Origin of the sequence: Enhygromyxa salina (assembly GCF_002994635.1) — a bacterium.
Lineage (GTDB): Bacteria > Myxococcota_A > Polyangia > Nannocystales > Nannocystaceae > Plesiocystis > Plesiocystis salina_B.
Genome location: NZ_PVNL01000057.1, coordinates 124,579 through 150,487, shown reverse-complemented (window position 1 = coordinate 150,487; position 25,909 = coordinate 124,579). Strand labels below are relative to the sequence as shown.

The following is a 25,909-nucleotide window of genomic DNA, read 5'->3' as shown; positions in this document are numbered from 1 at the left end:
CGCTTTGTGCTGGAGCGCGTGTGCGGGCCCTCTTCGATGGGCTAAGCTGAGTTCGTGACCATCATCGATCGCAGCGAGCGCGGACTCACTCGGCATCTGCTGTGCGCGGTCCCGCAGCTGCTAGATCCGAATTTCCACCGCTCTGTCGTGTTCTTGCTCGATCACGGCGAAGACGGTGCGCTCGGGTTGGTGCTCAACAGTCCCATGCGCACCACGCTGCTCGAGGTGGCGCGGTCCCTGTCGCTCGAGTGGGCTGGCGACCCTGACAGCCGCGTGCGGCTCGGGGGCCCAGTCGAGCAGATCCGCGGGTGGTTCCTCCATGATCAGCCCGAGTGGGACACGGAGGCCGATCAGCTCGCGGCGGGGTTGTGGCTCACGACCTCGCTCGAGTCCGTCAAGCGCGACGGCGATGGCACCGAGCGAACCGACCATCTCCGCTTCGGTGCCGACGACGCCCACTTCATGTTCCTGCTCGGCTACGCCGGCTGGGGCGGCGGCCAGCTCGAGGCTGAGATCGCTGGTGGCAGCTGGGTCGTCGTCCCCGTGGTCGAAGACGGCGAGGACGACGTCGGCGTCGACGTCGACTTCCTGTTCGACTGCGAGCCAGAGCGAATGTGGGTCGAGGCTCTGCACGCGATCGGGGTCGATCCGCAGCGGCTGGTCGGGATGCAGGGCAGCGTCGGGCTGCATTAGAACGCGTCGACGTCGGTGCAGAGATCCAGCGCCGGGCTCTGCAGGTCGGCCAGCGCGGCGCGGGGGAGGGCCGAGCAGCAGGCGTCCTCGACCCGGGGCGCCTGCTTTTGTTCGCCCTCGAGGACGACCCTGGCGATCAGGTTGCTCGGGAGTCCAAAGCAGCAGCTGGTCCGGCCGGGGTCGGCGTCGGGGAACTCGACGCCGCCGCCCTCGGGCTCGCAGGCCGGCGCGGCCAGACACCGGCCCCCCGGATCCAGGCAGCGCACGCGCACGCCGGGGCTCTCGACCGGCTCGGTGAAGTCGAGCACCGTCTCGGTGTTGCGGAGCAGGGCGCCGCCGATCAGCCCGTCGGGTTGGGCGCCCTCCGGCACGATCTCGCGGCGCAGCGCGAGCACGGGCGCCGCGGTTGCCGGGACGATCAGCGCGCTGAGCCAGGCGCTGGTGTCGGGGCCGAGCTGGTCGTCGCCCAGCATCACCTCGCCTATGACCAGCGCGGACCCGGCGATCGACGAGCCGGACTTCGCGCTTGGTCGCACGGGGCGGCCTTCGGCTGCGAAACCTTTGCATTGACGCACGAGGCCGTTGAGCCGGTCGCGCAAGCGCTGGCAAGGTGCGGGGCCACTCGACTGGTCGAGGCCCTGAACAATTCCCAGCGAGCGCACTCGCAGCCGCTGTAGCTGATCGAGGGCCGGCCAGCCCGGCAACACCAGGCGACCTGGCTCGGCCTGCGTACACGCGGGCGCGCTCGACTCGGGCGCGAGCGTGTCACAGCTCGGCAGCTGATCGAGCGCGCCCAACAGCCGGGCGGCGCTGTCCTCGAACAACACCAGGCCCGGCACGCCGGTCGCCACCAGCAACGTCGCGCTGCCTCCGAGCTCGGTTGGATCAGCCGGGCACGCGCTCGAGTCCAGACCACCACTGCGGAGCTGGCAGCCATTGGCCTGCGTCCACTTGACCGCGCAAGGCGGGGGCGCGACGCAGGCATCGACGAGCGCGCGGGTGCTCTCGAACAATAGGTCTTGGTTGTCCTGGTTGAAGTTGAAGCCCGACAGGCGGCAGTCCAGACCCGGCGCGAGCTCGCAACTATCGTTGCGCAGCCGCCCCAACAAACGACCTGGGTACTGCAGGCGCAGGTAAGCCCGGCCCTGATCAGCGAGCACGGTCTCGGTCCCCGGGAATTCGGAGAAGAAGGCGACGCTCGGCGTCTCGCCTTCGAGGTGACGCAGCTCCAGGGCGAAGTCGCGCAGGATGTTGCCACCGATCACGCCCCCGGCCGCGATCGGGTCGAGATCGTCGCCCGCCTCCCATTCCCAGCCGGCCACCTCGGTCCCCGGCGCGCGCACGATCGGCGCCTCGTACAGCCGAAATGACGCCGTCGAGGCTTCCAGTACCGTCTCGATCGGGTCGTCGAGCAGACCCCCCGCCGCCCGCAGCTCGACGCACTCTTTGCCAAACCCCAGCGTCCCGTCGCGGCTCGGCAGGATCGAGAGCGGGGTCCCGCTGTCGATCAGCAACGGTCGGCACGCGGACGGATCGCAGCTATCGGGCGCGCCCACGCAGAAGCTGCTGCAGCCACCCAGCGGGCCCGGACAGGCCTCACCGGGGAGCCAGGCCAGACGGGGCAGGGGCGCCCCCGGATCCGACGCCAGCGCGATCGGACGGCTGAACTGCCCCTCGCCGATCACCCTGGCCTCGGTGCAGCCGAGTCCAAGCGCCAGCACAACCAACGAAATGACCGCGCTCCCGATCAGTCGGGGCGCGGTCGAGCCAGACGGAGTGCCCGGCACCTCTGGGGGGGCCATCAAACCCAGTTTATCAGTCTCCAGCGTCGAGCGCGTCCAGCTTGTCCTGGAGCTTGCGAATGACCCCGTCGATGCCTTGCTCCTTGGCGATCTTGTTGATCTCGTACCGGTAGGTCTTGGCCAGGCTCACACCTTCGGTGATGATGTCGCGGACCTGCCACTTGCCGTCGACCTTGTGCATCACGTAGTCGACCGTGACGGTCTGCTCACGCCCGTTCTTCTCGATCTTGACCTGGGTCGTGACCTTGTAGACGTCGTTCTTGCCGGCGACCTCGTCGAGATACTCGACCGGGTGCTTCTCGGCCTTGCGGATCATCCGCAGGTAGTTCTCGCGGATCAGCCGGGTCAGGAGGTCAGCGAAGTCGTCACAGCGGGCCTCGCAGATCTGGGCGTAGCGATCGGGGCCGCCGAGCGCTGCGTTGGCGAGGTAGTCGTAGTCGAGCAGCTCGTCGACCTTGGCCTGCAGCTGGGCGTCGGTGGCCTTGTCCTTGACCAGCTTCACGACGGCCTCGTGCTTGGTCCGGAACGCGTCGATCGCGGAGGTCTCAGTCGCCTGCGCCACACCGGGTGTCGCAAGCAGTCCACCGACGACGCCGAGGCCGAGGAGTCCAGTCAGGGAGGCGGAGAACACACGGGCGCGAAGTCGGTTCATTTGATTCTGAATTCCGGTAGTCGGCGCGGCACACATCACCGCAGCTCGCGGGGCCAAGACGGTACCGGAGCTACCAGTATTCAGCAGGTATGGCCAGGCGGGGCTGACGCGCGGCGAGTCGTCGAAAGCTCGCGAAGCATGCAGATAAGTGTGTAGTATCAAATAGTTACTTGGACATATCGAAGTGACACTCGAGCTCACCCGAGGACTCGCAGCAAGATCACGCCGATCAGCGCCACCGCTGGGAGGGCGAGCGCCGCGGTGGCCGCGAAGCCGCTCCGACCGCGCCGTTTGGCGGGTGAGAGGGGCAGGGCACCCGCGAGCCGAGCCCTGGCGACGCCGGCCCGCGCCACTGTGCCCGCGGGCACAATCCACAGGCCGATCGCCGCCAGGCTCAGGGCGATCCCGGGTCCACCGGGTGCGCCCTCGGCCAGCGCGGCGTGCACCGCCAGCCCCACGACGATCGCCAGGCGCAGGTAAGGCAGCGGCGTCATCCGCAGGAACTGCACGATGATCAGCCGAGCCCACGGATCGCGCAGCTTTCGGACCCAGCTCGGTGTTGGCTCGGGCTGCGGTGGCCCGGCCAGCGTGCGGGTGGCTTCGGTCAGCCACGGGACCGCCTCCCAGACGCCCGCGCGGTACAGCGCGGGGGCCGCCAAGCGCAGGCCAACGGCGACGAGTAGGGGGATGACGCTGACCGCCAGCTGGGTCGGCCCGAGCGAGTGGCCGTCGATCCACCGCTCCCACGAGAGCTGGCCCGGCATCGCCAGCAGCACCGCCAAGCCGAGCGCGAGCGCGGGCGCATACAGATGCACGACGGCCTCGGGCGTGGTCCAGCCGCCGCCGAGGCTGCGCTGAAGCTCGCGCACGCGACTGGGCTCGGGAAATCGACGGCCGAACATCGCAGCGATCGCCGAGGCGAACGGCTCGAGCAGGCCCGCGATCACCGCAAACCAGCAGAATTCGACCACCAGCGCAGTGCCTGACGCCAGGTACAGCGCGCCAGCCGCCAGGATCGCAGCCAGCGTGAACGAGGGCAGGTGGGCTTGGATCCCAGCTAGCCAGTGACGCGCGGCCGGGATCGGCAGGGGCAGCCAGCGGATCCGATCGGGTGCGTGGAGAAACGCGAACAGGCGCGCGTGCAGACCAAACAAGAGCACGAGCGGGCCACCCAGAAACACGAGGCTGCGCTGGGTCGCCGCGGGTTGATCGGAGACCATCGTCATGACCGCCCACCACAGCGCGGCCGCGAACGCCGGGATCAGGTAGCTCGCGGGCAGCGGCGCGGTCCGAGGGATCCGATGCACGAGCCGCAATCTACCCAAGACGGGTCACCAGTGCTGGCGGTTTGCTGGACGCTGGGGCCACTTGCGTCGCCGGGCCGAGCCCGCCACACTCCGCGTCCGTGCTCACGCACCGCGCTCGTAGCTCAGTTGGATAGAGCACAGGTTTCCTAAACCTGGGGCCGCAGGTTCGAATCCTGCCGGGCGCATCACTCGAGTCGCTGCTGCTATTGTGAACCTGGATCGGCGTCGGGATCTGGGGCCCACGCGACGTCGCCCATCTTCTCCAGTTCGGGCCTTGCCGGCTCGATCTGGGGGTCGCAGGGCTCAATCGAGGGCGCTTCGCCCATCAGCTCACGAATCGACTCGGGCTCGGGCGGGTGAGCCACCGCGATCTTTCCCATCCTGACCGGGCTTGGATCAGGGTTCACGACCTCCGGCAGCAGCTCGGGCTCGGGTCCGATGTCACCCTTGAGCTCGTAAACCGGCTCGGGCGCGGGTTCAGGCTCGATCTCGATCTCGCCGACCAACACGTGGTCCGGGGGCTCATCTGGCGACGGGCAGGTGCCTTCGCCACGGGCAGCGGTGAACGCCCAGGGGCCAATTTCGTACACGCAGCGATCCTCCTGGACCTCGTCGGGCGTCGAATCTGTACACCCGGTCAGCAGCGCCAGGCTCATGCCAGCCGCGGCCAGCGTCATGCGCCAGATGCTCGGGGCGGGCGTGGTCTGGGGGATGAAATTGATGTTGCCAGCGGTGTCAGCGGTGTAGCGGACACAGACTCGACCCTTGGCGCTCTCGTCAGCCAACACGCTGCGAGCCTTGCGTTCCGTCATCGCCGAGAGATCGTGAACGTGCTTGGTGCAGGACTCGCAGAACCGGCGACCTTCACCTTCGCGGCTCATCGCGTCCCAGTTCTCGTGGCAGGGATCTTTGATCGGCAGGTGCAGGCGGCTCATCGGGCGGGCTAACGCCGGCGCCGAGAATCCAGCTTACGTCGGTCGCCAGTCATTTTACTTTACATAATCTACCTTATCGGAGTTTTATCTGGGACGCGCGGGGGACCCAGATGGCGCCCAAGCCACGTCTACGTGCCCGCAGTCGTCGATAGACCGTCTTTCGGGCCAAGACGGCGCGCGCCAGCCGTTACTCCGGCCGTAACTCAGTCGATGTTCTTCCAGAACCGAGTGCTCGGCCACCAGATGACTTCGGCGCGGCCCTTGACGTTGCCGCGTGGCACGAATGGCCGCGGTCGGCTGACGCCCTTTTGCAGGTAGTTCTCGGGATCCAGGCCCTTCTCACGGGCCCGCTCGGCCAGCGCGCGCGCGGTCTCGCGGTCCGGACACAGGCCCGGCCGGCACGCCAGCTCGACGAGCATCTTCGTCTCCGGAACACTGAACAAGAACGTGTGGCCGTTGGGCGTGTCCGCGTACCAGGCCACGGGCCCGAGGCCCTCGACCGCCTCGGGTGCGCGCAGCTCCTGCTTGCGAGCCTCCAGAGCGGCCTCGAGGCCCCCTTCCGGCTCGATCTCGACCTGGATGTTGACCGAGTGGCTGTCGTCGAGGACCACGCCCACGACGGTCAGGTGGTCCCAGAAATAGCCGATCGGTGGCCCCACGGGCGGCTGCTCCGGGAGCCCGCCGACGTCGGCCTGGCCGAGCAGCTCGGACAGGCGATCGCGGTCCTTGTTGACCACCGGAAACCGCGAGGCCACGGTCGTCGCCAGGGCGAGCGCGTCCGTCCGCGACTTGCAGCGCTTGGGCCCGCAGTCGAGCACGGACAGCATTTGCTCGTCCTCGTCGGCGTGCACGACCGTCCAGCCGTGCTCGTGCTCGAGCACCCACGCCTGCGGGCCCAGATCCGTGGCGACGGCGGCCTCGGTCGACGCCAACGCCGCGAGCTCGTAGCGCGCCTGCATGGCCGGTGCGAGCGGCCCAGCCCCGTACTCGGCCAGCGCGGCGTCGCGCAGCACCGCCAGACCCTCATGGGGTGCCCGCCAAGCCCGAATGCGCACACCGTCGTGCTCGGATCCAAACCGACGCTCGAGGTAGCGTGTATCCCGCTGCCCCCGGCCCGGATAGGTCTGGGTGCGGCCGTACTCATAGGTGAGCAGCTCACGCGCGTCGTAGTCGGGGTTGGCCTCGAACGACTTGATCACCTGAGCAGCCCGCGAGGCCAGATCCGCCGGCTTGGCGCAGCGCTTGACGCCGCAGTGGAGGCGAAACACGACATCTGCGGTCGGGGCCCAGAACACCAGCTCCGAGGTCGCCTCGTGCTTGGCGTAGCGCAGCTCGCCGAGCTTGGCGCCGTACTCGGCGATCCGATCGTCGTCGGCGCCCAGTTGCTTGCCCATCAGCGTGGCAAAGGTGGTCGTCTCCGTGGCCCCGTAGTTGGCCGCGAGGCTCTCGAAGATCGCGCGCGCGTCGATCGGCGGCGCCCGCCAGGCCTCGAGGGTCAGGTCGCGGGCCGGATCGCTGCGCTCGGCCAGGTAGCGGACCTCGTCGTGGTGCCCGTCGTCGTTGGACCGGATCGTGTCCCCGTCGTCGTGGAGCTCGAGCCGCTCGTTCTCGATCGCGGTCAGATCGCGGATGTCAGGCCGCGACAGCAGCCCGGCCGCGGTCACGGTGTCCCCGCTCACCGTCCACGCCAGCGAGTCGTGCGAGGCGTTGCGGTTGTCCCCCATCACCAGCAAGTAGCCGTCGGGGACCTCGAAGGTGCGGAAGCTGGGATCGTTGCTGCGCAGGTCGTCGCGGTAGCGGACCTGGTAGGTGTGCTCGTCGAGGGTCTCGCGGTACAGCGTGCAGTTCTCGATCGTCTGGGTCGAGTTCTCGGCCTGGCACTTCTCGTCTTCGATCTTCTCGCGCGCGACGGTCTCGAACTTGTCGGCGCCGGCCCGCTTGATCGCAATGTTGCGGCGATCGGCGTTGACCCGGATCGTGTCGCCCGGCAGGCCGATCACCCGCTTGATGAAGTCATCGGACTCGTCGAGCGGAAACCTGAACACGATCACATCGCCGCGCTGGATGCCCGAGATCCAGTCTTCGCCGACGACCTTGGTGGTCAGCGGGATCTGCACGCCGTAGGCGAACTTGTTGACGAAGATGTGATCGCCCGCCCGCAGCGTCGGCATCATGCTGCCGCTTGGGATCTTGAACGGCTCGTAGATGCACGAGCGGACCCCGAGCGCGACGACCACCGCGATCACGATGTTCTCGATCGTGTCTCGCAGCGCGCTCTTGCGGGCGAACGACGCGTGCTGGTGGAGCAGCTCGTCGAGGTGCTCGGCCTGGAACTCGAGCGCCGCGAGATCTTCGTCGGGCCGCTGCGATCGGATGCTCTCGATCTCGGCCAGCGTCGCCTCGATCTCGGCGATGACCTTGGCGTCGATCCGCGCGCGGTGCTTGCGAAGGATCCGCGCAGCTTCCCTGCTGAGCATGCGCGCGCCCGAGCGCACGTGACCGGCGGAGCGACGGCTGACCCGCGGCCCGCGCTTGACGTTGGCGCGCGCGTTGCGGCCCTGCGGTTCCCCGGAGACCTCGGAGTTGGCGTCGCCGCTGACGGGCGTGGTGGCCTCGGTCGTGGCGGCCTCGTCGCGCGCGGCGTGCTGGGTGTCGTCGTCGGGCATCGGGCGAGCTACTGCTCCAGCTTGAGGATCGCATGAAAGGCGCCCTGCGGGATCTCGACGTTCCCCACCGCCTTCATGCGCTTCTTACCCTTTTTTTGCTTCTCGAGCAGCTTGCGCTTGCGGCTGGCGTCGCCGCCGTAGCACTTGGCCAGCACGTTCTTGCGCAGCGCCTTGACGGTGGTTCGGGCGATGATCCGGCCCCCGATCGCGGCCTGGATCGCAACCTCGAACTGCTGGCGAGGAATCTCCTCTTTCATCTTCACGCACAGGTCGCGGCCGCGCATGAACGAGTTGTCGCGGTGAGAGATCAGCGACAAGGCGTCGACCTTCTCGCCGTTGACCAGCAGATCGAGGCGGACCAGGTCGGCGCGCCGGTACTCGCCGTGGTCGTAGTCCAAGCTGGCGTAGCCGCGCGAGACGCTCTTGAGCCGATCGTAAAAGCCGAACACCACCTCCCCCAGCGGCAGCTCGTAGGTCAGCTGGACCCGGGTCTCGGTCATGTAGGTCAGATCCAGCTGGATGCCGCGACGATCCTGGCACAGCTTGATGACCGGCCCGAGGTGCTCCTCGGGCAGCTGGATCCGCCCGATGATCATGGGCTCTTCGATCATCTCGATGTCGCCGGCCTCGGGGAACCGGGCCGGGTTGTCGATGATCTCGACGGCGCCGTGGCGGTGGGTGACCCGGTACTTCACGCTGGGCGCGGTGGTGATCAGATCGAGGTCGTACTCCCGCTCGAGCCGCTCTTGGATGATCTCCATGTGCAGCAGGCCCAGGAACCCCAGGCGAAACCCGAACCCCAGGGCGTCGGAGGTCTCGGGCTCCCAGGTCACGCTGGCGTCGTTGAGCGTGAGCTTGCCGAGCGCGTCGCGGAGGTCGGCGTACTGGTTGCTGTCGGTCGGGAACACCCCGGCGAACACCATCTGCTGGACCACCTTGAACCCGGGCAGCGGCGTGCTCACGCGGTCGTCCGCGAGCACGATCGTGTCGCCCACCTTGGAGTCCGCGACCTCCTTGACGTTGCAGATCAAGAACCCGACCTCGCCGGCCTCGAGCTTGGTCAGCTTCAGCGGCTCGGGCGCGAACACCCCGACCTCGAGCACATCGAACACCTTGTTGGTGGCCATGAACCGGACGTCTTGTTTCGGCAACAAGGTCCCGGACATCACGCGCACCAGTGAGATTACGCCGCGGTAGTTGTCCCACCACGAGTCGATGATCAGCGCCTTGACCGACCCGCTGGGGTCGGCCCGAGGTGGCGGCACATAGGTAATGATCGCCTCGAGCAGCTCGTCGATGCCGACGCCCGTCTTGGCCGACACACAGATCGCCTGGCTGGCGTCGAGCCCGACCATCTCCTCGATCTCGTTCTTGGCCTTCTCGATGTCGGCGCTCGGGAGGTCGATCTTGTTGATGACCGGGATGATCTCGAGGTTGGCGTCGAGCGCCAGGTAGACGTTGGCGAGGGTCTGAGCCTCGACGCCCTGGGCCGCGTCGACCACCAGCAGCGCGCCGTCGCAGGCCGCGAGCGAGCGCGAGACCTCGTAGTTGAAGTCGACGTGTCCGGGGGTGTCGATCAGGTCGAGCTGGTAGATGCGGCCGTCGTCGGCCTTGTAGTTCATGCGCACGGCCTGGGCCTTGATCGTGATGCCCCGCTCGCGCTCGATGTCCATCCGATCGAGGTACTGGGCGGTCTTGTCACGGTCGGCGATCAGGCCGGTGTGCTCCATCAGCCGGTCGGCCAGGGTGCTCTTGCCGTGGTCGATGTGCGCGATGATGCAGAAGCTACGAATATGGTCGCGGACAGGCAGCTCGTAGATGTCTGCGGCGGGCTTGGCGGTGCTGCTCATGGGTCGGTTGGGCGCGCTACTACCATGGTTTTAGGCCCCCCACAGTCGGCTGGGTACTTCGCCGACTGGCGGCGGCGCGGCGTGGACCTGGTGGGAGTGCGCCGTGGACGTGGCTGCCGGGGACTCTGGGACCGGTGGACTGGCGACAACGCTTGTCGGCTCGAGCGGAGCCCGGGGTGGGCGGGGATGCCGCCTGCGACGGAAGACGGCTTGCATGTCCGTTGCGGGACGATCCTTCGCGGTTGGGCCGAGCGGTGGGACGGCGTCGGCGCTTGCTCGGTTGCAACCGCCAGCCTACCCTTGGGGAGCGTGCGAACTCGTCGTCATGGTTATCCGGGGGCTGCTCTCGTGCTGGTCTCGGCGTTGGTGCTGACGCTGGGCGCGGGCTGCAAGAACAAGGGCAAGAAGGGCGACACCGACGCGCCAGACGAATCGGCGGCGGGCACGGATCCGGCGGCGCCTGGCGGCCCCGACCCGGGAGCCACGGTCGGCGAGGGCGAGCCGGACGGGCCCGGGCGCAACCGCAACGCCAAAGATCTCAAGTACCTCACGATCGACGGCGAGCGGTGCGATCGCACCAACAAGCGCGAGCACCAGGTCGACGTCAATCAAGACGGCTACGCCGACCTCGTCACGCTGTATGCCACCGACGCTGGCGGCGAGAAGATCGCCTGCAAGCAGGCCGATCTCAATTTCGATGGTCGGCTCGACGCGTTCATCCACTACGCACCCAGCGGCGACGTGACCCGAGAGCAGTACGACACCGACTTTGACGGTCGGATCGACATGGGTCGCTACTACGAGATGGGCAAGCTGATCCGCGACGAGCTCGATCTCAATCAAGACGGCTTCGCGGACTCGTGGCGGGTCTACGACGACGCCCGCCTGGTTCGGGTCGAGACCGATCGCGACGCCAACGGCCGCGCCGACATGTTCACCTACTACGTCGGCAAGCAGATCGACCGCATTGGCTACGACGTCAACGGCGACGGCAAGGTCGACACCTGGGATCACGACGCGGCAAGGCGCGCGCGCCTGGCCCAGCAAAAACGCAAGGGCAGCGAGGCCGCCAAGCCCGACGAAGAGGTCTACGTCGACGAGACCGAGGGCGACGCCGAGAAGGGCGATTCTGGCAAGAAGGGCAAGGACGCCCAGAAACCCAACCAGAAGCCCAAACAAAAGCCCAAGCAAAAGCCCACCCCCAAACCCGGCGACTAGAGCACCCCGCACACGGCCCCTCGCGCGCGCCCGAGTGAACGGGTAGAGTTGCGGCGCCATGAGCCACGTAGATCCCGAGGTCGACCTGGAGAATGAGGACGACATCGACGCGGACGCCGACTCCGACGCCAAGCAGGTCGAGGACGAGGAAGAGGAAGCGGACGATCAGGAGCAGGACGACTACGGCGAGCCGTTCGAGGCGCGCTCGTTTGGCGGCGAGTTCGTGTGGGCCAAAGCCAAGGGCTACACCTGCAAGATCTTGCGGGTCCGCGCGGGCGAGAAGGTGTTGGTCTCGACCCGCGGGCGGCAGGACATGGTCGTGATGTTGACGGGCGGCCGCGCGGTGCTCGAGGTCATCGACGGGGACGAGACCGATCGCGTCGAGATCATGCCCGCGGCCCCGGTCCGCGTGCACCCGGAGCGGGAGCATCGGCTGGTCGCGATGACCGAGGTCGAGATGTTCACCGTGTACTCCGTGATCGACGGTTAGCGAGAGCGCGCGCGCCGGACGAGGGTGACACTTGGCCGGTGGGCCGGTGTTGGGTCCGGCATGTCTGCTGGATTGCTCGCCGCTGCGTTGCTCTGCGCCTCCCCTGCCCCGCCTGCCCCGCCTGCCAAGGTCGCGCCGACGCTGGCGGAGCTCGACGAGCGTCGGTTCGAGCTGCACCTTGGCGGTCGCGCTGGGGCTCGGTTTGGTGGGGCGCCGTCGCTTGGGGGCGGCGGGTCGATCGGGCTGGGGGTCCGCTTGTGGCGTGGGCTGTATTTGGAGGCGAGCGTGGGTGAGGGCGTGTTCAGCAACGCCCGCCCGGCCCCCGCGCCGAGCAGCTTTCGACACCTCGGCTCGCACGCTGAAGTAGCGCCGGGCGAGCCCGACAGCGCCGGACCCCCGGTGGCCGCGGCCGCGGCCGCGAGCGATGACGCCGCGTCCGCGCTGCTCGCGGGGCAGATCTTGCTTGGGGTTCGCTACGAGGTCCGCACGCCGAGGACCAAGTGGGTGCGGCCCACGGTGTTTCTGGGCGCGACCCACCTGCACGAGGCCACGCTCGGCGATCTCGCCCGCGCCCCGGGCCCGACCCTGGCGGGGACCGGCGAGTTCATCCGCCATCGGACGGGTGTCCAGCTCGGGGTGGGTCTGCGCGCGCCGCTGCCCGAGCGCTGGGGGCCGGTCGCGCCCCGGTTCTCCGTGCGCGTCGACGCGGACGCGGCCTACTACTTCGACGCGCACCCGGGCCGGGTGCAGGCGGGGCTGGGCGTCGGCGTTCAGGTCGTGTTTTGACCCCGGCTACAGGCACTCCAGCGCGACGTCGCCGGGCGCGTGGCACTTGAGGCACACGCGACGGTTGCGGCTCTCGAGGGCGGTGCACCGGGCCGAGCTGGCAAACCCGGGGCCGTGTGGGCTGGAGCCGAGCCCGGGGCTGGCGGCCTGGGTGGTCGCGTGGCAGGCCAGGCACGCGTCTTCGGTGTGGCAGCTGGCGCAGGTCGAGATGTTGCGCTGAGCCGGGAGCGCGTGGCCCTGCGGTGCGCCGGGTGGGCCGCTCCAGTCGCCGGGGTGAAACCGGAGCGGAGACCCGACCCCAAACGCGCTCTCCTCTCCTTCCGCGGTCACGCCCATGCGCAGGTGACAGCCCCGGCACTCGGTCTGCAGCCGGTGACAGCTCGAGCAATCCTGGGTGTTGGCCCGGGCGTCGATCGCATGGGTGGTCAGGTAGTCGCCCGCGTGGAGCCGCATCGGCCTGATCGGACCGGCGTGGCAGTCGGCGCAGAAGCTGTCGTCGTGGCAGCTGGCACACAGCTCGGGGTTGGCCTTGGCGATCCCGCGGTGATCCTCGACGAACGCGAGGTCGTGCTCGGCCCCGCGCGCGGTCGCGCCCTTGGGCAGCAACTTGGGCATCGTGGCGTCGTCGCCGATCACCGTGAGCAGCCGCCCGTCGAGCCCGGTCGGGTGACAGGTGCTGCACTTGTCGCTGGCCTGGTTGCCGTCGTGGCAGGTCAGGCACGCGGCCTCTTTGGGGAGCTGCGCGATCGTGGCCCGCCCGACCTTGGTCATGTCGCCGTGACACGTGGCGCAGTCGGTCCCCCGCGCGAGGTGGGCCTGGTGCGAGAACGACAGGTGCGGGCGCGGGAAGATCGAGGTCGCGGTCACCCGCTGGTCCTCGACGTGGGTGTGACACTCGGCGCAGCGCGGCTGCTCACCATCGGCCACCCGCGGGTGCTGATCGCCGTGGCATGCGTCGCAGGCCTCGCCGGTCGGGAGGTCGTTCTGCGACGACAGCCGGCTCTGGTCGATCCGCTGGTGGCACTGCTTGCAGTTGATCCCCTCGGCCAGGTGCAGGCCGTGATCCATGCGGACCCGGATGTCTTGCTTGGGGTACACGGGGCCGCCGGGGCGGCGCGGGCCCTCGCTGCGGGCGGCCGTGGCTGGTGGCTGGCTGATCGGCTGCTTGGGCCCAAAGGCGTCGGCCAGCGGCGGCGCGGCCAGGCCCAGCGCGAACGCCAGGACCAGCGCGCACACGCACGCCAACCGGGTAGAAAGTGCCGCGCGCTGGTTCACGATCGACGCCTCCCCGCGCGAAAGCTCCAGTCGACGGCGAGGTTCGCCAGGCCCCGAAACGCGTGGGTCAGGTAGGGCGTGAGCAGCTCCTCGGCGAGCAGCGTGAGGTGGACGCCGTCCCACAGCTTGAAGTCGGCGCCGACCTGAAACGACAGACCGAAGCCCTCGCGCTCGGGCACCTGGTCGTCCTGGTAGCGCGTGAAGTAGCTGCGCAGATCGATGCCGATCCGGTCGTTGAGCACCCGCACCTGACCGTCGACGCTGCCGCCCGCGCGCAGACCCCCCTCCCCGCCCTGCGCGAACGCGTCGGTGCGCACGGCGAAGCGCTTGTGTTGCCACAAAGCCGCGAGCGCCCCACCCCACCCCAGCGTCACCGCAGCGTCTGGCTCGACGCCCAGCGCAGCCGTGGTCTGGTTGCGGAAGATCCTCGCGCTCCCGCGCCCGAGCAGCGTCCAGCCGCCCCCGGCCCGGACCTGGTAGCTCAGGCGCACGTCCTCGAACGGCTGCAGCGTGAACAGGTTGAAGATCGAGTCCAGATCAAAGCTGGGGATGGTCCGCAGGTACTGGGCGCGGATCGAGTGGCGCTCGGACACCGCCAGGCCAAACCCGACCGACAGATCATCGAGGCGCAGGGTGCCAAGGTTGAAGCGCGCGGCTGCGAACGGCGACAGGATGCCCTTGGCCAGGTTCATGTTCACCGTCGCCGAGACCAGCTCTTGATCCACGCCGCCGATCACCCCTTCGTTGACCGAGCCATCGGCGGCCCCGGTTGGCTCGAGGATGTTGCGGTTGATCCCGGCCGGCGTGAAGGTGCGACGGTAGGCCACGCGGGCGTGGATCCAGCGGTACTCGACCAGCGAGATCGCGGTGCCGAGCATCGGCGAGCCGGCCCGATCGGCGGGCTCGTTGCCGGAGGTCCCGTCGAGCTGCCAGGTCGGCCAGCCGAACACGTGGGCGCCGTTGACCTGCAGCCCGCCGAACACCTCGACCGCGAGGTGGGCCGGGGTGGTGGCGCGGGCCCAGCCGCCGTCGAACGCGTACCAGTCGAGACCGCTGGTCTCGAACTGGCGCCCCGCTCTGAAGTCGAAAAAATTACCCAGGCGACGACCTTGCACGTAGCCGTACATCAGGTCGATCTGGCGGCCGTCGACGCTGGTCAGCACCGGGCCAGAGTCGGGGCCGGCGTCGCGGGTGAAGTCGCCAAAGTCGTGGCGGACCCGCATCGACGCGACGATCTCGATCTGCCCGTCGGCCTCGTCGCGGCGCCACTGATCGACCTCGCGCGGGGCGAGCAGCTCGTAGACGCCGAGGTTGACGTACTGGACCAGCCGCGTGCGCCGAAGCAAGCGCGGCTCGGGTCCGGGGGCCATGACCACGTAGCCCTCGCCGATCGTGCGCGAGCCAACGCGGACCTCGGTGGCCGCGGCCGCGCGCGGGATCAACCACGCGCACGCGCTCAGGATCACGCAGCAACGAGCTTGGCTGAGCGCGGCGTGGCGCCATCCCCGAGGCCGGCGGGCGCGACCGCTCGAGCCCAGGCTGCGTCGGCGCAGACCGTGGCGCGAGCTGAGGTGATGGACTGCGCCACGACCTGCGAGGCCTGGCTGTGGCGCGCCTGGGATCATCCGTGCCGAGCATGCTAACTGTTTGGGCGAGAACTTTCTCGTCCTGCCCATGTCCGCCCCGCCCGTGCCACGAGTACCCCGGCTGCCCCGATCGCCCGTCTCGCCCTCCTCGCAGCGCTTGGCCCGAGGTGTTGTCAGTCGCTGGCAGCGAGAGGTCGGGATGCCGATCAGCGCCGTCGTGCTCGGTGCGCTGCTGGTCGGTGGCTGCCTGGGATCCGGCGCCCGGACACGAGCCCCCGCCAGCGAGCTGCTCGCGGCCGGGTGGATCGACGCCTCGACGGTCGGGCCGACCGCCAGCGAGGATCCCGAGCGGCTCGCGGTGCTGGCAGACGCGGGCCTGCGCGGTCGGCTGCTGCGCCTGGATCGCCTGCTGGATCTGTATGACGGGGCCCGCTTCGCCGGCGACCAGCAGGCCCGCGAGAGCCTGTGGCTGAGCCTGGGCGGCTACGCGAGCACCCGGGGGATCGAGGCCAGCCGCGAGGTCGTGATCCGGCTGCTCGACGAGGCCTACGCCCTCGAAGATCTCGCCGCGGCCGCGGCTTCGGGCTCGCTCAGTGAGGACGAGCAGCGGTTCGTCGCCGACGCGATCATGCTGCTCAGCGCCGACATGTTCTTGCCCGACTCGGCCGAGTCGCTGATCACCCAGACCCTGGCCTATCGGGTGCTGACCCAGACCGGTCACCCGCGGATCGCCGACAACGCGCACTGGCGCCTCTACGATCACGTCCGCGGCGTGCTCGAGGGGGCGCTCGAGCTCGAGCCGGAGCTGCGCGCCGATGTGATCGTGCACGCGCTGTACGCCGAGCAAGAAGATCTCTCCGCGTGGCTCGACGATCTCGGCCCCCACGCCCGGCCGCCGCTGCCCAGCCCGAGCGAGCTGTGGTCGCTGCTCGAGCGGCACCGCGCCGCGCTCGAGCAGGTCCCGCGCTGGCAGGCCGTGGTCGCCGCGCGAGCCCCCCGCGAGGCCGAGCTGCGCGACACGGTCATGGCCCTGCTGCCGCGGCCGCGCGACCCGGGCTGGGTGCTGTCGCAGGTGCCCCGCGGGACCGGCCAAGCGGAGAGCCTGGCGCCCGTGGTGCTGCTCGAGCCTGGATCGCTGCGGCTCGAGCCGACCTCGACGACGCCGCGTGAGCTCGATCCGCGCGCGCTCGAAGACGCCGCGAGCGCGGCGATCGAGGCGCTGCTGGTCCGCGATGGCCGGGGCACGATCTTGCTGGCCTCCGCCCCCGACGTGCCGGCCCCCGAGTACGCCGCGACCTTGGCCGCGCTGGTCTCGGCCCGGACCTCGGTGATCGAGCTCGCGGTCCACGAGGCCGCGCTGCGAGACGCCCAGCCCCCGGTGGTCGTCGCGCTACCGCTCTACATTGCCGGCCCCGAGGATCTGGGCGCGGGCGCGCGAGCGCTGCGGGACAGCCGGATCCACGTGCAGCTCAGCGGCCGAGGTCCGCGGGTGCGCGTGGACGGTCGCTGGCTCAGCGCCAAGCCAACGCTGCCCAGCGACCTGCTGCGGCTGGTCGCCGAGCTGCACCGGGCCTACCCGCGCGAGCACACCGTGAGCCTGTCCCTGGCCACCAACGTGCAGCACCAACAGCTCGTCGATCTGCTCGCGGCCGTCTCGGGCGGGCTCACGCCGGCCTTCTTGGCGGTTGGCTGGGTGCCTGGGGCTGCGCTCGTGGGTGATCCAGTGGGTGATCCGGCCGGTGATCGGGCCCTCGCGGCGCGGCTGCAGCTTGGCCCAGACTCGCTGGCGTTCGCGCGCGCGGTCACCCGGGGTCCCCAGCCTGCGGCCGACGAGTGGGCCCGCTTCGAGCGAACTAGCGACTCGATCATCGCGTGCGTGACCGAGCTCGAGGCGCCGCTGCCCAAGCGCGGCGTCACGTTGGCGCTGAGCTTTGACGAGCACAAGCTGGTCGAGCTGAACGCGAGCGGGGCCAAGCTCGGCCGCGCGCAGCTCGACGCGTATGAAGCCTGCGCGAAGGAGCGGCTCGCGGGGTTTCGGCTGCGCGTGCCCGGCGAGCCCTTCACCGCCTCGCTGGAAGTGCACAAGGCGAAGGCGCCCGAGTAGTCAGCGGCGAAGGTCTTGGCCGCTTGGCCAAGCCGCACCACGCGATCTAGCGCCTCAGGCTTCAACCGGCGCGGGCGCCTCTGCCAGGAGCGGCGGGGCTCGTCCGGCTTGTCTGGATCGGAGAGATCGAGCGAGACGAAGTCACCGTCGAGCGGCACGATCACACCTTCGAAGGCGAGGTCGCTGTCCTTGGCTGAGTTTTCGTTCGCCACGGCAAGCAGCAGATACTCCGGGTCGCCATTGCGCACCATGCGCGCTCTCCTGGTAACGTCGGTCCGATGGGCCAGACAGGAGCCCATAACGGGAGTAGTCTGGCCCCATGCCCCGGTACAGCGGGCCTCGTATGCTCCACGCCATGACGCAGACGCGAAAGGTGGTTGGTGTTGCCCAGCTGGCGGTGCTGCTCGGGCCTGTACTGGTTGCATGCCAGCCAGGCGCGATGGACGGCAACTCTGAGTCGTCCGCAGACAGCTCCGCATCGTGCCCGGAGATGGAGATCGCGGGGAACTGCTTCGCCACCCGGAGCTTTGCGTTGCCTGCATCGGGCAAGCTCGACCTGGCCTCCGATCTCGATGGCGACGGCGGAGCGGAGCTGCTTCTGCGAGTCGACGGGGCGCTGTTGCTGCTGGAGTTTCTTGGGCAGAATGACCCGAACCTGATCCCGACCATGGAGGGGGGGGGCTGGATGACTGCGGCGAATCTCACCGCCGAGCCCGGCGTGGAAGTGGTCGTCGCTGGTAGCACCACGACGTCCATACTTGCCAAGGACAGCGGAGGCATCTCCAGTGTCCTCAATACCGGGGCGACTGTGGGGCCTGTCGGGACGTTGGAACTCGCCGGGCCCGAGGGCGAGGTCTGGATCGCACAGACCATTCCCGAGTTCGTCGTGGTCGCACTCGAAGGGGACACATGGAGCGAGCCGAAGCAGACTTTCGAGGCGCCGGGATGCGGAGTGAACTGGTCCGCGTCGCCGGGGGACTACAACGGAGATGGACGTCTCGACGCGGCGTTCCTGGGAACCGTGGGAAGCTGTGATGCGGCGCCGGATCTCGACGCTCCGACGCCGATGGCCGTGTTGTGGAGCTCTACAGCGGGCCTCGTCGACCATGCGGAGCGCCTTACCGCTCCGACACTCGACCGGGGCAGCTCGGGGGATGTCGACGGTGACGGAATCGACGACTTCCTCGCGTGGCGCGGGGGCCACTCGGAGGCGGTTCTGCTGATCGGAGATAGCGCAGAACCGCTCGGGCAGCGCATCGAACTCTCGCTCTCGAGCGGTCACTTCGTTGGGCTCGGGGACGTGGACGGCGATGGTGTCGACAACGTGCTCGTGTGGCGTAGCTCGAAGGTGTACGCGCTGACAGATCTACAAGACTCGATGTCGGAGGAACTCCTGTTCGAATCGGCGCATGACTCCCTGAGTTTCATCGACACCAACGGTGACGGCATTGATGACTTCGTCCGGACCTCCTTCGAGAGCGAACTGGTGATCACGTTCTCGACAGGGGTCGTGGGGGGCAGCCGGCCATGAGCCAACGACGGCGACGCGCGTGGTCCACGGTCGCTTTGGCTGCCAACATGCTGGCGTGCCCGGGAGGTGGAGTGGACGGGGGGACCGGTGAGACAGGTGGCGGAACCGGTGAGACAGGTAGCGGAACCGAGACTGGCGGAATGGACGATGGAGCGTGTGATGAGCCCGGTCCACCTCCGTTCGGCCCGTTCGCTGGCCGAACCACCGAGGAGTTGTTCCTCTCGGACGCGGAGGCGATGGCGCTTTGTGCTGACATCGCAGAGGGCCCAGAGGGAACCTTCAAGCTATCAGACGACTACGTGTTCGGTGACCTGCACATCTACATCGAGCACCCAGCGGAGTTTGACGGAGGTCCGCTCCCGGACGGCCAGTTTCCGCTCTTGATATTCGAGCATGGCACGGGCCAGATCACTGGAGGCTATCAACATATCTGGGGCCGCATTGTCCCCAATGGCATCGTCGTTGCCAACATCGATGGTCCGCTGGGTTCCAATGCCGCATCGCGCGGAGCACGAATGGCGTGTATCGCACGATGGTTTGCCCTCGAATGGGAGCACAGCGCGTCGCTGAACTGCGACCTGGGAATTGCGGGGCAGAGTAGTGGTGGTGAAGGTGCATTTCTGGCGACGCGCTATCTGGCGGAGCACCCGCTGTCGCCAGAAGGGATGTTCCGGCAGCGAGTCGCCATTGGGATCGCTCCCCGACAGGTGGACGGCGATCGCTACCTTTCTGCAGACCTTTCTGTCCCTCTCGTCGTGTTCCAAGGCTCCATCGACAATGACGTGCCGGGTGGCGCGATTCGGAACTACGACCTCATGTCCCCCGAGGAATTGGGGATTGAAGGCTCGGCGGACAAGTACGTGCTGTGGATGTACGATGTCGAGCACGAGGCGTTCGGAGGAGGGCCACTCCAGGACGGTAACAACGTGAAAGTCAGCCAAGAGGAGGTCTACGCCGGGATCCCGGAGGCCGAGGCGGAGAAGAAGGGAGCCGCCCTCGCTGCTGAGTACATGGATGCCGCGACGGGGTACTTCTTGCTCGGACGATCCGCCGACCGCGACGTCCTGACAGGTGAGATCGTGCCCGGACCAGTATTGGTGTCCGAGTGGTGGGACTACCTGCCGGCGAATCCGGATGGGCGTCCGATGATCTTCTCCGCATTTGCGCCTTCGACCAAGACGACCGACCGCCGGATAGTTGTGGATACGATGGGGCGGGTTGCCTTGGGCCAGATCACTCCATCGAGTGAGGGGCTGCCAGTGGTTGTATCTGGCTTCGCTGCTCCCGTTACCGCCGTGCAGCAGGACTGGGCGGATGTATTTACGGGAGATCCTGGGAATCGCGGTCACACAACCCAGGTGCTTCAGATCGCGTGGCAGGACGAGGACGGCGATGTCGCTTGGGATGTGAGCGCGCTGGATCTCAGCGAGGCGACGCACCTGAGCTTCCGTGTGGCGAACGCCATCGATGTCGTAGAAGTGGACACCGGGATGGGCGCTGAGTGTGTGGAAAACGAGTCGCCGGTCATGGACTTGAGATTCACAATAGAGATGGAATCTGGGTCCGGCGAAATGGTGGCGTTCGACGAACTTGGCCTGATCCCGGCCCAGGACTACTATTCGGTCATGGATGCATATGGACAGTCGAGGTTTTGCTCCCACCGCACGTTCATGAAGACCGTTCGGATACCACTGTCGGAGTTCTGTCCGACGATCAATCCACGACAAATTTCCGTCCTGCGGATGCACTTCGGCCCGTCCTTTGGTAGCGTAGATGGTCGTATCATCCTCGATACCGTCGAGTTTCAAGACGACCCGAGCACGCCACCCGGCTGCCCATGACCGGTCGGCCTGCGGGCGCAGCGGCTGTTCATGCCCTGACGACCTGCGCATCGGCCCGCGCCGCCTGAATGCGCAGGCCCGCTGCTCCACTCAGCAGGGCCGCATCGGGACGCGTCGCTCACGGCAGGCGACCAGATCGACGTGCCCCGCCGCGCTCAGCGGGATCGCCACGACCCCACACTCGAGCTCTTGATCGCCGACGCGGATGCTCCCGCCCGAGCGAAAGAACGACACCAGCGATCCGTCGGCGGCGAGGTACAGCCTGTCGCCGTTGCGCAGCCCCACGCCCGGCAGCGACAGCGCGCAGTTCAAGATCACGCGCCAGCCGTGGGTGCCGTCCTCTCGCCGGGTGCGACGGACCAACACATCGACGGGCAAGGTGCAGGTCGGGGTGGTCCACGGGCCGGCGAGCGTGAAGCTGCGCAGCGCACCGTCGGGCGTGAAGCTGAGCCCCCACTCTCCGCTGCAGCAAAACCCATCCACGTCGATCTCACCCGACACGACGAGCAGAGCGACGTGGCTGAGCGCCTCGTCGAAGATCAAGCGGGTGCCCGCCGGCAGCTCGCGGCCGAGCGGGGGCACGAAAGTCGGGCGCGAGACCGAGATACCCCGCAGCTGATCATCGCGGCGAGGGTCGAGCCATGTGTCTGCGTCGTTGAGCTCGACGGTGCTGCCCGTGGGGATCTGGACGCCCCCGAGCTCGAACGGCGCGACGGATGTCGCCCGGAGGAACCGTTGGCCTGGCCCACGCGCGAGCTCGTCGATCTCGAGCGCGCTGGCCAGCGCAGCCAGCGGGCCTTGAAGCTGCCGCTGCTCGACCTCGACCCGCGCCCGCGCCCGGACGATCGCCGCTTCGATCTCACCGCGGATCCGCTCGAGCTCGGGGACCGGCCGGCCTCCACGAAAGCACGTGGCGGTGAATTCCGGCGTGCAGCTGTAGGGCTGCACGCACAGGCCGATCGGTCGGAGGTCCGACCCCAGGTACAGCTCGACGGAGGCGTCGAGCCGATAGCGCAGCCGCTTGACCGGCACCACCCAAAGCCGCCTCAGGACCACGTGCACGCCGCTGTCGTCGACGCTCACCCGGTAGCGCGAGCCGGTCCCAGCCGCGATCACGACCGCCGCGATCGGACCGACGAGCCACCACGACCACAGCGGCGGCGCCACCCAGATCACCACCACACCGACGACGAGGGCGACCAGCGTGTCGAGGATGATCGGGAGCTCGTCGGCTCCTGAGAATCGCTCCACCGCGAGAGTATACGGGACCTACCGGGCCCGCAGCAGCCGCTGCTCGGCCGCCTGCAGCTGACCTGCGAATTGCGTGAGCGCCGGGTAGTCCGCCACGTCGACGACGCCAGCTGCGAAGCTCGAGCGGCTCTCGAGCACCAGCTCGCCCTGGCCGACGCCGCCGCTGACCAGCTCGCGCGTGTAGCTGCCCCGCGGGCCGCTCACGTTCACGTCGGCGGGCACCTCGGAGAAGCTTCGGCCCTCGATCGCGTAGTGAACCCGGGCCTCGAGCACTGGCGCGTAGGGGATGACCATGCCGCTCCACCGCTTGGCCAGGCGGGTGTACGCCGTCGCAGGGTCGATCGGCACCGCGGCCGCGAACATGATCAGCTCACCCGACTGCACGGCCCCAGCGCCGCGGGCCTTGGCGGCGAACTTGATCACCAAGGGCAGCTCGATCTCCCACTCGTTCTCGAACTCGAGCCGCTCGAGATCCAAGCTGGCCCCCGGCAGCATGCGCGAGAGCTCGGCCTGGGTGAACACCTCGGGCCGGCGATCGACGTCGACCTGGTCGAACACGTTGCGCCAGATGATCGCCTCGAGTCCACGCAGCTCGATCGTTCCGCTGACCTGCCCAGACCCGTCGCGGTCGAGGTTGACGTCGAGCTCCCAGCGGCGCAGATCCGCGAGCCGCTCGGGGTTCGCAGGCACCTCGACGTAGCCGCCCGCCGGCTCGTCGTCCTGCAGCCGCAGGCGCACCGCCCGGCCGTTGGCGTAGCTGGGCGAGAGGTAGCCGATCGGCACGACCTCGGAGCTGGTCCCGACCAGCAGCGGGGTCTTGCCTGGCTCGATCACCGCGAGCATCGCCGTGTCGTAGGTCTCGACCAGCGGGTTGCCGCCCTCGTAGATGCTCGGACCGAAGCGATCGCGCAGCAGCCACATCTGGTTGTCGATGCCCGCGGCCTCGCACATGGCCCGCAGCAGCATCAGACGACTGCCCTGGCGGGCCGCGAGGGTGACCGTGGCCGGCGTCGAGAGGTCGCCGCCGTCTTCGATCTCGTCGACGACCCAGCGCCACAGCGCGTCGACCTTGTCGTAGGTGCTGGAGTACTGGCTGGTGAGATCGAGCGCGAGCGTGCGCAGCTCGGGGTTGCTGCGCTGGGCCGGTCGCAGCTGCGCGGCCAGCTGATCGAGCCAGTCGTCGAGGACCAGCGGCACGTGGACCTGGATCATCGGCAGCTCGTCGAGCATCGAGCGGGCCCCCGGCTCGCTGCCCAGGCGCGGGACCTGGCGGGCGAGAAAGGTCAGCTCGCTGAACTCGCCCTCGCGCAGGGTGACGGTGCGGCGAGTCGCGGTGGGCGGGTTGTTGCGCGCCTCGATCGCGACCTTGCTGGCGAGCGCCTGCGGCGTCAGGACGATCAGCTCCGATCGATGAAACGGGACCTCGGGCGACTGGAACCGGAACCGGCCGAGATCCACGTGGCCAGGCAGCGCCGACTCGGGATCCCGATCAAAGGTGAACTCGATCTCGACGACGTCCCCGATCGCCAACCCACGCAGGCTCAGGCCGTCCTTGCCGGGGATCGACTCGGGCTCGACGATCGTGCCGTCGGGCTTGATCGAGTGCATGGTCAGCAGCTCGACGCCGGGCTGGCTGAACTCGCCGTGGGCGTCGATCGCTTGATCGCTGAGGATGTGAAACATCTGGTGGACGATGTGTCGGTGTCCGCCGTTGGCGTAGAGGATGCTGACCTCGCGATCGAGCAGCAGCACCTCGCTGACGCCTTCAGAAGCGAGGCCCTGCTCGACGTCGCCGCGGTACTCGGCGAGCGCGGTCGCGCCGTCGATCCGCCAGCGCATCAGATCGTCGGGGATCCCGATCCGCTGGGCGATCTCCCGGAGCCGCGAGCTGTGTGGGTAGCGATCGATCGCGCTCAGCAGCAGCTCGCGGGCGAGCTCGTTGTCCCCCGCGTGGGCCTCGAGGTCGGCGAGCTCGAGGTTGGACAGGGCCCGGTACGGGGCGGCCTCGAGCATCTGGCGCTGCCACGCCGCGGCCTGGTCGTAGTCCCCGGCTGCGATCTCGAGCTCGGCGAGCGCCGCCATCGCGTCGAGGTCATCGGGGATCTGGCCGAGCCGCTCGGTCCACAGCGCGCGGGCGTCGTCGTAGCGCTGGCGCTCGGTCGCGAGCCGAGCGCGGACCCCCACGCTCCCGGGGCACTTGGCGAGCTCGACGGCGAGCTGATCCTCGGCCGCGACCTGGGTGCGCTCGCGGATCAGCTCGCGGCGCGCCATCAGCACCTCGCAGTTGTCGGGGTTGATCGCGTTCGCGGCCGCGAGCGCCTGCTCGGCCTGAAAGTCGCTGCCGCGGCGCCGGTAGGCGTCGAAGCGCAGCATCGAGAGCAGCAGGCTGCCCGCGCCCGAGACCGCGTCATCGGGGATGTCCTCGAGCGCCTCGACGACCTCGGCGACCTCGCCACGATCGAGGCGCATCGACAGCAGCGACAGCTGCGCGCGACCGAGCGAGGGATCGAGGCCGAGCGCGGTCTCGAGCTCGGCCTGCTGGCGGGTGCCCGAGCTGGTCTTGCCGCGCGAGGGATCCCGGCGCTCGAAGTCGGCGAGGATCAAGTGCGCGTCCGCGAACCCCTGCGAGACCAGCCGCAGGCTCGACGCGACCTGCTCGGCGCGATCGGTGTCGCCGTCGGCGAGCGCGTCGTCGAGGGCCAAGAACTCGCGCAGGGGCGCGTACACGGGGCCCCGCAGGCCCAGGCCGCCCTCGCTCCACGCCTGGATCTCGAGCATGTGCTCGGCGCCCGCTTGCGCGGACCGACTCGGATCGATGTCGAGCCGCCAGTCCCCCTTGGTCTGGGTGTCGGCTTTCACCGCGAGGCTGCGACCATCGAGGGTGGTCGCGCGCAGCAGCACCCACGCGCGCTCGCTGGGGATCGCCGTGCGAACCTCGACCCGATGGACCCCGGGGCCGACGGGCAGGACCAGGGTCGGCGCCTCGACGGGGTAGCGATCCGTGCGATCGCTGGCCCAGACCAGCTGATCGTCGACGTAGGCACGCGCCGGATACTGGGCCCCGACCGCGAGCCGAAACTCGCTCTCGGTCGCGGGCACCTCGACGGTGGTCCGCAGCCGGCGGATCCCAGACTCGGGCTCGGGGTTTTGGACCCGAAACGCGCACGAGAGCTGGGTCGCCTGGGCCCCGGTGGTGTCGGGGGTGAACGAGCGATCGATCTCCAGGCGCGCGAGCTCGAGCGGGCCGCGGTAGCCCTCGAGCTCGCCGACGACCCAGTCCTGCACGCAGCCCTGGCGGGCATAAAAATCGCGGTAGTCCTCGCCCTCACGCCGGGCGAGGGCCGCCCGGGTGCTCAGCAGCTGCTCGACGGCCTCGCCCGGGAGCGCGTGTAGATCGAGCGCGTCGAACAGCGCGATGAATTGCTCGGCGTCGTCACGCCGCAGGCCGTCGAGCGAGTCGAGCGCGCGGGCGGCCACCGGCGTCAGCGCCAGCGCCAAGCTCCGCTCGCGGCGTGCTTCGTGGCCCGGCGCCTCGCGCAGCAGCGCCGCGTGCTCGGACCAGGCGCGATCGAGATCCAGGTGGCTCTGGGCCAGCATCGCCCGCGAGAACCGGGCGAGCGGCGGCGGGGTGTCGAGCGCGGTCAGGAGATCCAGGTGCGTGGTCGCAGACTCGGGGTCCGCCAAGTGCAGCCAGTACACGTGGGCGAGCTCGAGCCGGGCGCGGTGATCGTCGGGGTGCTTGGCGAGCCAGGCCTCGAGCCGGGCGGCGTGCTCGGCCGCGGCGCTCTGATCGAAGATCTGCTCGCTGGCCCGGGGACGGCAGCCGCTGAGGATCAGCGTGCCCGGGATCAGCAAGACCAGCAGGTACAGGGCCAGCGTCGCCAGTGGACGACGCGACTGAGCTTGGATGGTCATCGTGGGG

Annotated in this window: 17 protein-coding genes and 1 tRNA gene; 8 read left to right on the top strand and 10 right to left on the bottom strand. The window is 68.8% G+C overall.

The window, feature by feature from the left end:
- The first annotated feature begins 54 nt into the window (after window positions 1-54).
- Window positions 55-693, top strand: coding sequence for a YqgE/AlgH family protein (locus ENSA7_RS15180; protein ID WP_106090001.1), 639 nt, complete (start codon window positions 55-57; stop codon window positions 691-693).
- Here the strand turns inward: ENSA7_RS15180 and ENSA7_RS15175 are convergent.
- The 3 genes from ENSA7_RS15175 to ENSA7_RS15165 form a co-directional block, all read right to left on the bottom strand.
- The gene (locus ENSA7_RS15175; protein WP_106090000.1) at window positions 690-2,495 is read right to left on the bottom strand and encodes a hypothetical protein; all 1,806 of its coding nucleotides are present in this window, start codon (window positions 2,493-2,495) and stop codon (window positions 690-692) included. The genes ENSA7_RS15180 and ENSA7_RS15175 overlap by 4 nt on opposite strands.
- Window positions 2,496-2,508: 13 nt before the next feature.
- A complete protein-coding gene (locus tag ENSA7_RS15170) occupies window positions 2,509-3,147 on the bottom strand; it encodes an MlaC/ttg2D family ABC transporter substrate-binding protein (RefSeq protein ID WP_244923810.1) in 639 nt (212 codons plus the stop codon).
- Window positions 3,148-3,344: 197 nt separating this feature from the next.
- Window positions 3,345-4,454, bottom strand: coding sequence for a hypothetical protein (locus ENSA7_RS15165; RefSeq protein WP_146157718.1), 1,110 nt, complete (start codon window positions 4,452-4,454; stop codon window positions 3,345-3,347).
- A 111-nt stretch (window positions 4,455-4,565) separates the two neighbouring features.
- Here ENSA7_RS15165 and ENSA7_RS15160 point away from each other — a divergent pair.
- Window positions 4,566-4,639: transfer RNA gene (locus ENSA7_RS15160), tRNA-Arg, on the top strand.
- An 18-nt stretch (window positions 4,640-4,657) separates the two neighbouring features.
- On the opposite strand, the gene ENSA7_RS15155 is transcribed toward ENSA7_RS15160, so the two are convergent.
- The 3 genes from ENSA7_RS15155 to lepA all read right to left on the bottom strand — a co-directional run bounded on the left by ENSA7_RS15155 (window position 4,658) and on the right by lepA (window position 9,905).
- On the bottom strand, window positions 4,658-5,389 hold the full coding sequence (locus ENSA7_RS15155) for a hypothetical protein (protein WP_106089997.1): 732 nt from the start codon (window positions 5,387-5,389) through the stop codon (window positions 4,658-4,660).
- A 203-nt stretch (window positions 5,390-5,592) separates the two neighbouring features.
- Window positions 5,593-8,055, bottom strand: coding sequence for a signal peptidase I (gene lepB, locus ENSA7_RS15150; protein ID WP_106089996.1), 2,463 nt, complete (start codon window positions 8,053-8,055; stop codon window positions 5,593-5,595).
- A gap of 8 nt (window positions 8,056-8,063) precedes the next feature.
- On the bottom strand, window positions 8,064-9,905 hold the full coding sequence (gene lepA / locus ENSA7_RS15145; protein ID WP_106089995.1) for a translation elongation factor 4: 1,842 nt from the start codon (window positions 9,903-9,905) through the stop codon (window positions 8,064-8,066).
- A 309-nt stretch (window positions 9,906-10,214) separates the two neighbouring features.
- On the opposite strand from lepA, the gene ENSA7_RS15140 reads away from it, so the two are divergent.
- Genes ENSA7_RS15140 through ENSA7_RS15130 form a run of 3 tightly spaced genes read left to right on the top strand, consistent with a single transcriptional unit; the run spans window position 10,215 to window position 12,399 of the window.
- A complete protein-coding gene (locus ENSA7_RS15140; RefSeq protein ID WP_146157717.1) occupies window positions 10,215-11,123 on the top strand; it encodes a hypothetical protein in 909 nt (302 codons plus the stop codon).
- Between the two features lie 58 nt (window positions 11,124-11,181).
- A complete protein-coding gene (locus ENSA7_RS15135; protein ID WP_106089993.1) occupies window positions 11,182-11,613 on the top strand; it encodes a hypothetical protein in 432 nt (143 codons plus the stop codon).
- Between the two features lie 60 nt (window positions 11,614-11,673).
- Window positions 11,674-12,399: a hypothetical protein gene (locus tag ENSA7_RS15130; RefSeq protein ID WP_146157716.1), complete on the top strand. Its 726-nt coding sequence runs from the start codon at window positions 11,674-11,676 to the stop codon at window positions 12,397-12,399.
- 6 nt (window positions 12,400-12,405) lie between these two features.
- Here the strand turns inward: ENSA7_RS15130 and ENSA7_RS15125 are convergent, their stop codons facing one another.
- Window positions 12,406-13,674, bottom strand: a complete 1,269-nt coding sequence (locus ENSA7_RS15125) for a cytochrome c3 family protein (protein ID WP_146157715.1) — start codon at window positions 13,672-13,674, stop codon at window positions 12,406-12,408.
- Entirely contained in the window at window positions 13,671-15,140 is a 1,470-nt protein-coding gene (locus ENSA7_RS15120) for a hypothetical protein (RefSeq protein ID WP_106089990.1), read from the bottom strand. Before ENSA7_RS15120 ends, ENSA7_RS15125 begins: the two co-directional genes overlap by 4 nt.
- Before the next feature lie 319 nt (window positions 15,141-15,459).
- Between ENSA7_RS15120 and ENSA7_RS15115 the strand changes: the two genes are divergently transcribed.
- The 3 genes from ENSA7_RS15115 (at window position 15,460) to ENSA7_RS43670 (ending at window position 20,736) form a co-directional block, all read left to right on the top strand.
- On the top strand, window positions 15,460-17,364 hold the full coding sequence (locus tag ENSA7_RS15115; RefSeq protein ID WP_106089989.1) for a hypothetical protein: 1,905 nt from the start codon (window positions 15,460-15,462) through the stop codon (window positions 17,362-17,364).
- Window positions 17,365-17,719: 355 nt separating this feature from the next.
- Window positions 17,720-18,895: a hypothetical protein gene (locus tag ENSA7_RS15110; protein WP_146157714.1), complete on the top strand. Its 1,176-nt coding sequence runs from the start codon at window positions 17,720-17,722 to the stop codon at window positions 18,893-18,895.
- A 140-nt stretch (window positions 18,896-19,035) separates the two neighbouring features.
- The gene (locus ENSA7_RS43670; protein ID WP_181233756.1) at window positions 19,036-20,736 is read left to right on the top strand and encodes an alpha/beta hydrolase; all 1,701 of its coding nucleotides are present in this window, start codon (window positions 19,036-19,038) and stop codon (window positions 20,734-20,736) included.
- A 90-nt stretch (window positions 20,737-20,826) separates the two neighbouring features.
- Here the strand turns inward: ENSA7_RS43670 and ENSA7_RS15100 are convergent, their stop codons facing one another.
- Window positions 20,827-21,987 carry a hypothetical protein gene (locus ENSA7_RS15100; protein ID WP_106089987.1) on the bottom strand — a complete coding sequence of 387 codons (1,161 nt, stop codon included), beginning with the start codon at window positions 21,985-21,987 and terminating at the stop codon, window positions 20,827-20,829.
- Window positions 21,988-22,005: 18 nt separating this feature from the next.
- On the bottom strand, window positions 22,006-25,902 hold the full coding sequence (locus tag ENSA7_RS15095; protein ID WP_106089986.1) for a hypothetical protein: 3,897 nt from the start codon (window positions 25,900-25,902) through the stop codon (window positions 22,006-22,008).
- Between the last annotated feature and the right edge of the window lie 7 nt (window positions 25,903-25,909).